The sequence below is a fragment of the Microbacterium sp. Leaf436 genome (assembly GCF_001424715.1).
In the GTDB taxonomy this organism is placed as follows: Bacteria; Actinomycetota; Actinomycetes; order Actinomycetales; family Microbacteriaceae; genus Microbacterium.
Genome location: NZ_LMRB01000001.1, coordinates 910,188 through 919,966 on the forward strand (window position 1 = coordinate 910,188; position 9,779 = coordinate 919,966).

Annotated in this window: 7 protein-coding genes and 1 rRNA gene; 4 read left to right on the forward strand and 4 right to left on the reverse strand. The window is 69.7% G+C overall.

All coding sequences use genetic code 11. The features are described 5' to 3' along the window. Nucleotide 1: 1 nt before the first annotated feature. The 4 genes from ASG45_RS04255 to ASG45_RS04270 are packed head-to-tail and all read right to left on the reverse strand — an operon-like array spanning nucleotide 2 to nucleotide 4,093. A complete protein-coding gene (locus ASG45_RS04255) occupies nucleotides 2–814 on the reverse strand; it encodes a glycosyltransferase family 2 protein (protein WP_055833042.1) in 813 nt (270 codons plus the stop codon). Continuing rightward, entirely contained in the window at nucleotides 811–1,815 is a 1,005-nt protein-coding gene (locus ASG45_RS04260) for a hypothetical protein (RefSeq protein WP_055833045.1), read from the reverse strand. The genes ASG45_RS04255 and ASG45_RS04260 overlap by 4 nt, the downstream gene beginning before the upstream one ends. After that, nucleotides 1,812–2,948, reverse strand: a complete 1,137-nt coding sequence (locus tag ASG45_RS04265) for a glycosyltransferase (RefSeq protein ID WP_055833048.1) — start codon at nucleotides 2,946–2,948, stop codon at nucleotides 1,812–1,814. The genes ASG45_RS04260 and ASG45_RS04265 overlap by 4 nt, the downstream gene beginning before the upstream one ends. Further along, nucleotides 2,945–4,093: a glycosyltransferase gene (locus ASG45_RS04270; protein ID WP_055833051.1), complete on the reverse strand. Its 1,149-nt coding sequence runs from the start codon at nucleotides 4,091–4,093 to the stop codon at nucleotides 2,945–2,947. The genes ASG45_RS04265 and ASG45_RS04270 overlap by 4 nt, the downstream gene beginning before the upstream one ends. A gap of 108 nt (nucleotides 4,094–4,201) precedes the next feature. Here ASG45_RS04270 and ASG45_RS04275 point away from each other — a divergent pair, with 108 nt between their 5' ends. The 4 genes from ASG45_RS04275 (at nucleotide 4,202) to ASG45_RS04290 (ending at nucleotide 9,671) form a co-directional block, all read left to right on the forward strand. Next, the gene (locus ASG45_RS04275; protein ID WP_235561561.1) at nucleotides 4,202–5,092 is read left to right on the forward strand and encodes a WcbI family polysaccharide biosynthesis putative acetyltransferase; all 891 of its coding nucleotides are present in this window, start codon (nucleotides 4,202–4,204) and stop codon (nucleotides 5,090–5,092) included. After that, nucleotides 5,089–6,081, forward strand: a complete 993-nt coding sequence (locus tag ASG45_RS04280) for a glycosyltransferase (RefSeq protein ID WP_055833057.1) — start codon at nucleotides 5,089–5,091, stop codon at nucleotides 6,079–6,081. Before ASG45_RS04275 ends, ASG45_RS04280 begins: the two co-directional genes overlap by 4 nt. Continuing rightward, on the forward strand, nucleotides 6,075–7,415 hold the full coding sequence (locus ASG45_RS04285) for a glycosyltransferase family 2 protein (protein WP_235561562.1): 1,341 nt from the start codon (nucleotides 6,075–6,077) through the stop codon (nucleotides 7,413–7,415). Before ASG45_RS04280 ends, ASG45_RS04285 begins: the two co-directional genes overlap by 7 nt. 734 nt (nucleotides 7,416–8,149) lie before the next feature. Then, nucleotides 8,150–9,671 (forward strand): 16S ribosomal RNA (locus ASG45_RS04290). The last annotated feature ends 108 nt before the right edge of the window (nucleotides 9,672–9,779 follow it).

A 9,779-nucleotide genomic window follows, 5' to 3' on the forward strand; every position in this document is an offset into this window, starting at 1 on the left:
CTCAGCGCACGCGCACCCAGCCGTCGCCGCGGCGCTCGATGGCCCCGGCCGCGGCGAAGGCGTCGAGCCATCCCCCCATCGGCCACGCTCCCCACCGCTCGCAGAACGTGCCCCCGTTGCGCAGGATGTCGTCGAGGTGCTGCCACGGGGGAGAAGAGACCGGATGCCACTGGTGGTACGCGTCCGCCCCGCCGACCCACTGCATCTCGACGCCCGCAGCGCGAGCCGACCAGGCGAGGTCGGTGTCTTCGGCCCCGTACCCCTCGTACCCGGGGTGGAAGCCGCCGATGCGGTCCCACGTCGCCGGGTTCACGGCGAACGACAGCGACCAGAACAGGTCGTACTCCCCGTCGGTGGCCCGCCGCGTCTCGCCGGGTCCGAGCGCCGGGCGAGCGCGGTGCGGGCGGGTGAGAAAGGGCAGATCGTCGAGGTTCTCCGGCCGTTGCACGCTCGACAGGTAGGTCACCGCTCCGCAGAGCACCGCGTCGGGGTGCGCGCGGGTGGCGGCGCGGTAGGCGGGCAGCAGGCCGGGCCCGGGCAGGCAGTCCACGTCGAGGAACACCAGCAGTTCGGCGCCGGCGGCGATCGCCGCGTCCGCCGCGCGGTTCCGCCCCTCGCCCACCCGCAGTCCGTGCGGCCCCGGGGGCACGAGCACGGTGAGCGTCCCCGCCTCCGCGACACCGTCCGGCGGCGTCTCGTCCAGCCACGCCTCGACGCGCACGATGTCGTCGGCGAGTTCGGCGATCACGCGGCGCTGGCGCTCGAGGTGTTCGCGCCGCGCCGCCGAGGCGACCGTGATGAGCGCCGTCCTCACGGCCGCACCGCCTCGAGGGCGGCGGCCATGCGGTGGGCCGCGCCCGCGACCTGCCAGCGCGACCAGTCCGGTTCGGTCGAGGCGGCCCGCTCGACCAGATCGACCAGGTCGGAGGCCGAAACTGTGTCGTCCGCCCGCTGCGCGAGGCCCCAGCGGGCGAGGGCGTCGGCGGTCGCACGCTGCTCGTCGAAGGGGCGGTCCTGCGCGATGACGACGGCGCGGGCTCCGGATGCCGCGAGGTCGGCGACGCTGTTCTGGCCCGCGGCGCTCACGACCACCGTGCTGCCGGCCAGCAACGGCCAGGGGTCGTCGACGCGGGAGGCCTCGTCGTGCCCGATCGCGGTGACCCGCCAGCCGCGAGCGGAAAGACGTGCGGTGGCCTCGTCGCGGACCTCCGGCTCGAGCACACGGCCGAGCAGCAGCACTGACCGCTCGGTCGCGGACTCGGGCGGGGTGCGTCCGTCGTAGCGCGAGATGCCCCCGGTCCACACCACGCGGTCGCCGTGCTCGGCGAGGGCGGGGGTGGGCACCGCGCCGTGCGCCCAGGGGGCCACGATGCGATCGGCCAGGGCGTAGGCGAGGGCGTGGGGCGCGTCGGTGCGCGCGCCGGGTTGGGTCACCGCGACGGTGCGGAGCCCCAAAAGTCGCGCGAGGGCCACGACCTCCGCGCTGACGTCGACGACGAAGACGTCGAGATCGAGGTCGACCGCCGCGGAGGCGATCATGGCCAGTCGTGCGCGGTGTCCCGGGTGCCCGTGGGGCGCCCAGTGCAGCTTCCCCCGGGCGGTCGGTTCCGCCTCGCGCGGGTCGAGCACCGTGCCGTCGGCGGCCTCGACCACATCGGCATCCGGAGGAAGCTCGATCCACTGGGTCTCGGGGGCGAGGCCGGCGGGGCGGGCGAGCGACGAGAACGCCACGACGGGGGTCCGCAGGTGCGGGTGCACGGCGAGAAAACGCGCGATGTGGCCGAAGCCGTGGTGGTGGACGTACCAGCCGATCACCGCGACACCGCCGGCACGCGGCGCGCGGCGACGGGCTGGGCGGTGTGGGTGAGCACCCGCTCCACTTCGCGGTAGCGCTCCGTGAGCGAGTGCTGTCGCACGGCCGCCCGGCGGGTCCAGACGCGGGTGAGGGGTTCGCGCGCGCCCTGCGCGGCGAGCTCGGCCGCGGCCTTGCCCAGCGCGACGACGTCGCCGGGCATGACCGTCGCCGATCCGGGCATGCCCGCGAGCACCTCGGAGACCCCGCCGATGTCGAAGGCCGCGACGGGGGTGCCGGTGGCGAGCGCTTCGGCGATGACGAGGCCGAAGGGCTCCTCCCACATGGGCGTGACCAGGGCGACGGCCGACGATCCGACGAGGCGGCAGAGGTCGGGCTGATGCAGCGGGCCCACGTAGCGGGCGTGCACGCCGAGCCGGGGCACGACTTCCTGCTCGAAGTAGTCGACGTCGCCGATCCGGCCGGCGAGCACGATGTGGGCGTTCGCCGAGCGGGCGGCCTCGATGGCCAGGTGCGGTGCCTTCTCGGGCACGACGCGCCCCGACCAGACCCACGACGGTCCGCCGGCGCCGCGCGTCCACTGGTCGGTGTCGATGCCGTTGGGGAAGACGAAGGCGTCGACCCCCTCGACCGACCACGCGCGCGCGGTCGCCTGGCTCACGGCGATGAAACGGTGCGGGCTGTCGCGCACGTCGGCCGCGGCCTCCAGCATGTGTTCCAGGGGCGGCGTGTGCAGGGTCGTGACGACCGGGATGTCCGCCTCGCGGCTCCACCGGATGGGCGCGGGATGCAGGCTGTGGTTGTCCACGACGTCGTACAGGTGGCGGTCGGCGATGAGGCGGTCGCGGGCCGCATCGAAGGCGGTGTCGACGGCCGCCGCGTACCCGGCCGGGTACTCGGTGTCGGATGCCGCCTCCGGCCGCGTCCAGGCGGGAGCGGGCAGCGAGAACTCCGGCGTGTCACCGAGGAAGTCCGAGCCCTCGGCGGCGCACAGGGTCACCTCGTGCCCGCGCGCGCGCAGCCAGCGCACGCGGTCCCAGACGCACGCCTCCAGTCCGCCGGCGTGCGGCTGACGCAGGGGGTAGCGCGAGGGGGCGACGACGAGCACCCGCAGTGACCGTGCGCCGCGGATCATGCGGCCACCTCCGTGTCGAGTGCGCGGCGGTACACGGCGACGTGCGCGGCACGCACCTCGCTCCGTTCCGCGAGACGTTCGGCCCGTCGCCGGTCCACCTCGGCCGTGCGCGGCGTCGATCCCGGCGTCGACCAGGCCGGAGCCGTGGCCTCCACCATCGCGCGTGCGAGCGAGAGCGGGTCGCCGACGTCGAAGGCGTGGAAGTCGCCGGGATGCTGGGCGGCGATGTGGCCGATGCGGGTGCCGACGACCGGAACGGCGAGGTCGTAGCAGAGCTCCGCCCAGCCCGACTGGGTGCCGTGCCGATACGGCAGCACGCACGCGTCGAGGTCGGCGAGCCACTCGGCGAGGGCGTCGTCGTCGAGACGGGCTCCGCGCTCGACGCTGACACCGTCGGCGTCACGGACGAGGAGGTCGATGGATGCCGCCGCCTCGGCGTCGCGCACCCGCTCGTTCATCCGCACGACGGCTTCGATCCGCGCACCCTCCGCGCGCAGGGCGGCGACGGCGCGGACGAGGGTCGCGGTGGTCCCCACCCCATCGATGTTGGGGCGGAGATCGCGCAGGTGCACGCCGATGCGGGCGACGTCGTGGACGTGACCGGTGGGGCGTGGTGCGTCGCCGAGCAGCGTGGGGTGAGCGATCACCGTCGTCGGTCGGTGGACGATCCCGCGCACCTCGGCGTCGGCCGTGTCGGTGAGGGTGACGAGGGCGTCGGCGCCCGCGGCGAGGACGGCGAGCGACGCCCGGTGCGCGTCCTGCTCGCTCAGCTGCGGGTTCTCGAGGTCGTGCACCGTGTAGACGAGGGGTCGCCCGATCCGCCGGAGCGTCTCGACCGTCGCGCGCAGTTCGTCCGGGCTGTACGACTCGATGCCGAAGTGCACGTGCACCAGGTCGAAGTCGTCGGCGTGCGCTTCGAGCCACGAGGGCAGCAGCACCTGCGGCGGCCACCATTGGCCGGCGGGGGCTCCCGGCGGCGGCGGGTCCGACAGCAGCGTCACGTGGTCGCGGTCGGTGATGGCGGCGACATAGGGGTGGGCCGAGGGGACGGCCGCGACCCGGACCGGGGGGACGGTGGTGACGACGATCTCGTGTTCTCCTCGTGCTTGCGTGCGTGACGGTGCGCGTACCGCATCGCCAGGCACATCGCAATGCAACGGGGCGGTTGGGACGACGATGACACCGACGGATACCTTCACATCATGGGTGGTGAGAGGGCGCGACTGCGAAGCCTTGCGGACCACGGCGACGCGGTGATAGCGCGCCGTCGCCACTACGCCGAGTTCTTCGGCGAGAAGGCCCCGGCCGACGGTTTCGGCCTGGTGGTGGGCAATTGCCAGGCGGAGTCACTGCGGCTGGTGATCTCGTCCGAGGTTCTTCCCGCCGTGCGCGTCCCCGCGGTGCACGAGCTCACCGCCGACGATGCCCGGCGCCTGCACGCCCTCCTCGCCGATGCCGCCTTCCTGGTCGCGCAGCCGATCCGCGACGACTACCGCGGCCTTCCGCTGGGCACCGCCCAGTTGCGCGCCGCTCTTCCCGCCGCAGCCCGCACCGTCACGGTCCCGGCCGTGCGCTTCGCCGGACTGCACCCGTTCCAGGCTGTTCTGCGCCTCCCCGACTTCCCCGAGGATCCGCCGCTCGTCGCGTACCACGACGTCCGGATCGTCGCCGAGGCGTTGGGTGCTCCGGTCGCGTCGAGCGTGCCGGCCGCCACGGTCCGCGCGATCGCCGACGCCTCGATCGCGGAACTGCGGCGCCGCGAGGCCCGGGGGCTCGACGTCGCGGCATCCGATCTCTTCGCTCCGGTGGTCGACGACCTCGCCCGCACGGTGAATCATCCCGGGAACGCGCTCTTCCTCCCCCTGGGGGAGCGCATCGTCGCCGCCCTCGCGGCGCCCGGCCGGGTGGTCGACCCGGGCCGCCCGATCCTCGCCGCCGTCCGTGCGCCGCTCGAGAGCTGGGTCGTCGACGCGTGGGATCTCGACACCGCCCCGCGGCCCGATTGGATCGTCGACGGCGAGACGGTGCCGGCCGCCCTCGTGCGCGAGGCGCATCTCGCGTACTACGCCGAGCGCCCCGCGCTGCTCGCCGCCGTCGCGGAACGTCTGGCTCCGCTGCTGCGCACGTGGGCGGAGGCCGCATGACGACGTCGATCCCGGATGCCACCCTCCCGGTGCTTCTCGCCCACCCGGGGCCGCACGGCGTCGCCGTGTACGCGCGCGAGATGGCCGCCGAGGTCGTGCGCGGCGCCCCCGGGGTGCGGGTTATCACGCCCGACGAGGCGGCATCCCTTCCCCCGGGCACGCCCGTGCACGCGCACATCACCGACCGACTCTGGGGGGCCTCGCCCGAGGAGGCGACGCGCACCGTCGAGGCGCTCGCCCGGCGGCATCCGCTGACCGCGACGCTGCACGACGTGCCGCAGGTCTCCGACGGGGAGCGCAACCGTCCCCGGCGTCGGGCGTTCTATCGCTCCGTGACCGAGGCGGCGCGCGCCGTCGCCGTCAACAGCGCGCACGAGCGGGAGCTCCTGCGGGAAGAGGGGGTGTGGGACGGCCCGGTGACGGTTGTGCCGCTCCCCGTCGCGAGCGTTCCGCCCTCGGTCCCCGCTCCCTCCGATGGCGCGGTCGGCGTCCTCGGCTACTTCTACCCCGGCAAGGGGCACGACGAGGCACTCGCCGCGACCGCCGCCTCGGGCCTGACGCGGTTGAGCGTGCTCGGGCGCGCGTCCGAGGGCCACGCGGCCGACCTCGACGCGTTCGTCCGCGCCGCGGCCGCCGCCGGTGTCGCCGTCGAGGTGACCGGGTGGCTCGACGACGCCGACATGATCGCGCGGGCGCGGCGGGTCGCGGTCCCGGTGATCGCGCACCGTCACGTGTCGGCGTCGGGGTCTCTCGCCTCGTGGATCGGGTGGGGCCGCCGGCCGGTCGCCGTGCGCAACCGCTACGTCGACGAGATGGCCGCCCTCCGGCCCGGAACGCTCGACGTCGTCGAGCCCGAGCAGCTCGCTTCGGCCGTCGCGGCCGCGCGCGCCGATGCCGGCCGCACCTGGCACGGCGTCGACCCGGTCCCGTTCGGCCGCGCCGATGCCGCGCGGGCCTACCGCCGATGGTGGTCGGACGTGTCGTGGTGAACGCGGACGACGGCGGATGGAACGATCGGATGCCGTGGGTTCCGGGCAACCGGTGGGACCTGGTGTCGCATCGCGAGCCGGATCCGCCGCGGGTCAGCGTGATCGTCACGCATTACGCGCAGCCGCAGGAGTTGGCCCGCACCCTCGCGGCGCTGCAGCAGCAGGACCACCCCGCCGACCGGCTCGAGATCATCGTGGCCGACGACGGCTCGCCCGAGTCGCCCGTCGTCCCCCGCGGCGTTCGGCTCGTCCGCCAGGACGATCGGGGTTTCCGTGCCGCGGCCGCACGCAACCTGGGGGCCGCCGCCGCCACGGGTGAGGTCCTCTGCTTCCTCGACGCCGACACGACGCCCGAGCCCGAGTACATCCGACGGATGTCGCGCCTCCCGGCTCTGCTCCCCGACGCGGTGACCGTCGGACGCCGTCGTCACGCCGATCTGTCCGAGGTGCCCGCCGGCCTCCCGATCGCCGAGGTCGCCCCGCCGCGGGAGCTGGCCGAACCCGAGTGGCTCGTCGAGGCGTATGCGCGCAGCGCGAACCTCCTCCACGCCGACGACCGTTCCTACCGGTATGTCATCAGCGCGGTCGTCGCGTGTTCCCGCGCGTTCTTCGACGAGATCGGGGGATTCGACGAGTCGTTCTCCTCCTATGGCGGTGAGGACTGGGAGTGGGCGCATCGTGCCTGGCAGGCCGGCGGAGTGCTCGCACACATTCCGGATGCCGTGGCCTGGCACGACGGTCCCGACTGGGCCGCACGCGACGACCGCGACCGCGCGGCCGAGGGCAATCGTCAGACGCAGGTCCTCGCCGCGAAGATCCCGGTGCAAGGGTCACGGGGGAGGGGTCTTCTCCCCTCGGTACCCGACCTCCTCGTCCGTCTGCCCGATGCGGTCACCCCGTCGGCGGCCTTCCTCTGCGTCGATTCCTTCCTCGCGTCGTTCCCGCAGGCGTCCGTGGCGGTGGATTCTTCCCTGCGCGAGTACGCATGGACGGCCGATCCCCGCGTGCTCTTCTCCGGCGACGCCTCCACCCCCGACGCGCGGATCACCCTGCACCTGACCCGGGCGGTGGTGATCCTGGATGCCACCACCCTCATCGACGCGGTGGCATCGCTCGATCACGGGGAGATCGGCTCGCTCGACCTGGTCACCGCGGAGGGCGTGCGATTCGGACTCGCGGAGTCGCGTCGGTCGCGTCGGCGCACCCACCGATGGGGAGCGTCGGCGGCCTTCCGCCGAGACACCCGGGTCGCTGACGGAGTGCATCCGACGAGGGACGAGCCCCACCTCGAGGCGTGGGTCGGCGGGTGGGGCGGCGTCGACCGCTTCGTCTGATCGGCCCACACCCGCGTGTTTCCGGGGGTGTGGGGGTGCGACACGCCCGGGATGTGGCTGGATTGGCTGAGTCGGGGTGTCGCACGTAATCTTTTACTTGTTCGCCCCACAGGGGAGAGCGGAGCGGCCGAAAGGCCCCGCAGCCCCTCATGTAGCGAACCACTTCCTGATCTGTGGTCTTGNCGTAATCTTTTACTTGTTCGCCCCACAGGGGAGAGCGGAGCGGCCGAAAGGCCCCGCAGCCCCTCATGTAGCGAACCACTTCCTGATCTGTGGTCTTGAGAGTTTCGGTTCTCTGGTCTAKGGTTGGGATCCTGCCACTCGGCGTGTACATCCTTCACTGTTCGTCTTCGGGCGTGGTGTTGTGGTTGTGTCGGTGGTGTTAGGCGTATTGCCTCACGGGTAGGTCGAGAGATTGTTTCTGTGGGTGCGTCCGTTCCTTGAGAACTCAACAGCGTGCACTTGTCAAATGCCAATTTTATCCTCGTTGGTCTTCGGATCGCGAGAATTCCTTTGGATCAAAGTCCAATCCTCTTTTTGGGGGTTGGCATCTGGATAGTCAGTTTTGACTTCCTGTTTGGTCAGATTNGGTCTTCGGATCGCGAGAATTCCTTTGGATCAAAGTCCAATCCTCTTTTTGGGGGTTGGCATCTGGATAGTCAGTTTTGACTTCCTGTTTGGTCAGATTGAACTCGCTTGCCTTGACCTTATTCCGGTTGGGTGGGCATTTTTCTTTTACGGAGAGTTTGATCCTGGCTCAGGATGAACGCTGGCGGCGTGCTTAACACATGCAAGTCGAACGGTGAAGCCAAGCTTGCTTGGTGGATCAGTGGCGAACGGGTGAGTAACACGTGAGCAACCTGCCCTGGACTCTGGGATAAGCGCTGGAAACGGCGTCTAATACTGGATATGAGACGTGATCGCATGGTCGTGTTTGGAAAGATTTTTCGGTCTGGGATGGGCTCGCGGCCTATCAGCTTGTTGGTGAGGTAATGGCTCACCAAGGCGTCGACGGGTAGCCGGCCTGAGAGGGTGACCGGCCACACTGGGACTGAGACACGGCCCAGACTCCTACGGGAGGCAGCAGTGGGGAATATTGCACAATGGGCGGAAGCCTGATGCAGCAACGCCGCGTGAGGGATGACGGCCTTCGGGTTGTAAACCTCTTTTAGCAGGGAAGAAGCGAAAGTGACGGTACCTGCAGAAAAAGCGCCGGCTAACTACGTGCCAGCAGCCGCGGTAATACGTAGGGCGCAAGCGTTATCCGGAATTATTGGGCGTAAAGAGCTCGTAGGCGGTTTGTCGCGTCTGCTGTGAAATCCCGAGGCTCAACCTCGGGTCTGCAGTGGGTACGGGCAGACTAGAGTGCGGTAGGGGAGATTGGAATTCCTGGTGTAGCGGTGGAATGCGCAGATATCAGGAGGAACACCGATGGCGAAGGCAGATCTCTGGGCCGTAACTGACGCTGAGGAGCGAAAGGGTGGGGAGCAAACAGGCTTAGATACCCTGGTAGTCCACCCCGTAAACGTTGGGAACTAGTTGTGGGGACCATTCCACGGTTTCCGTGACGCAGCTAACGCATTAAGTTCCCCGCCTGGGGAGTACGGCCGCAAGGCTAAAACTCAAAGGAATTGACGGGGACCCGCACAAGCGGCGGAGCATGCGGATTAATTCGATGCAACGCGAAGAACCTTACCAAGGCTTGACATATACGAGAACGGGCCAGAAATGGTCAACTCTTTGGACACTCGTAAACAGGTGGTGCATGGTTGTCGTCAGCTCGTGTCGTGAGATGTTGGGTTAAGTCCCGCAACGAGCGCAACCCTCGTTCTATGTTGCCAGCACGTAATGGTGGGAACTCATGGGATACTGCCGGGGTCAACTCGGAGGAAGGTGGGGATGACGTCAAATCATCATGCCCCTTATGTCTTGGGCTTCACGCATGCTACAATGGCCGGTACAAAGGGCTGCAATACCGTGAGGTGGAGCGAATCCCAAAAAGCCGGTCCCAGTTCGGATTGAGGTCTGCAACTCGACCTCATGAAGTCGGAGTCGCTAGTAATCGCAGATCAGCAACGCTGCGGTGAATACGTTCCCGGGTCTTGTACACACCGCCCGTCAAGTCATGAAAGTCGGTAACACCTGAAGCCGGTGGCCCAACCCTTGTGGAGGGAGCCGTCGAAGGTGGGATCGGTAATTAGGACTAAGTCGTAACAAGGTAGCCGTACCGGAAGGTGCGGCTGGATCACCTCCTTTCTAAGGAGCATCTGGCATCACGGGTTCTTTGGAGCGTGTGGTGTCCAGGCGCCGGATCAGACCGAATGTGTCTGCCGGTAGCTCATGGGTGGAACATTTGATGAGGTG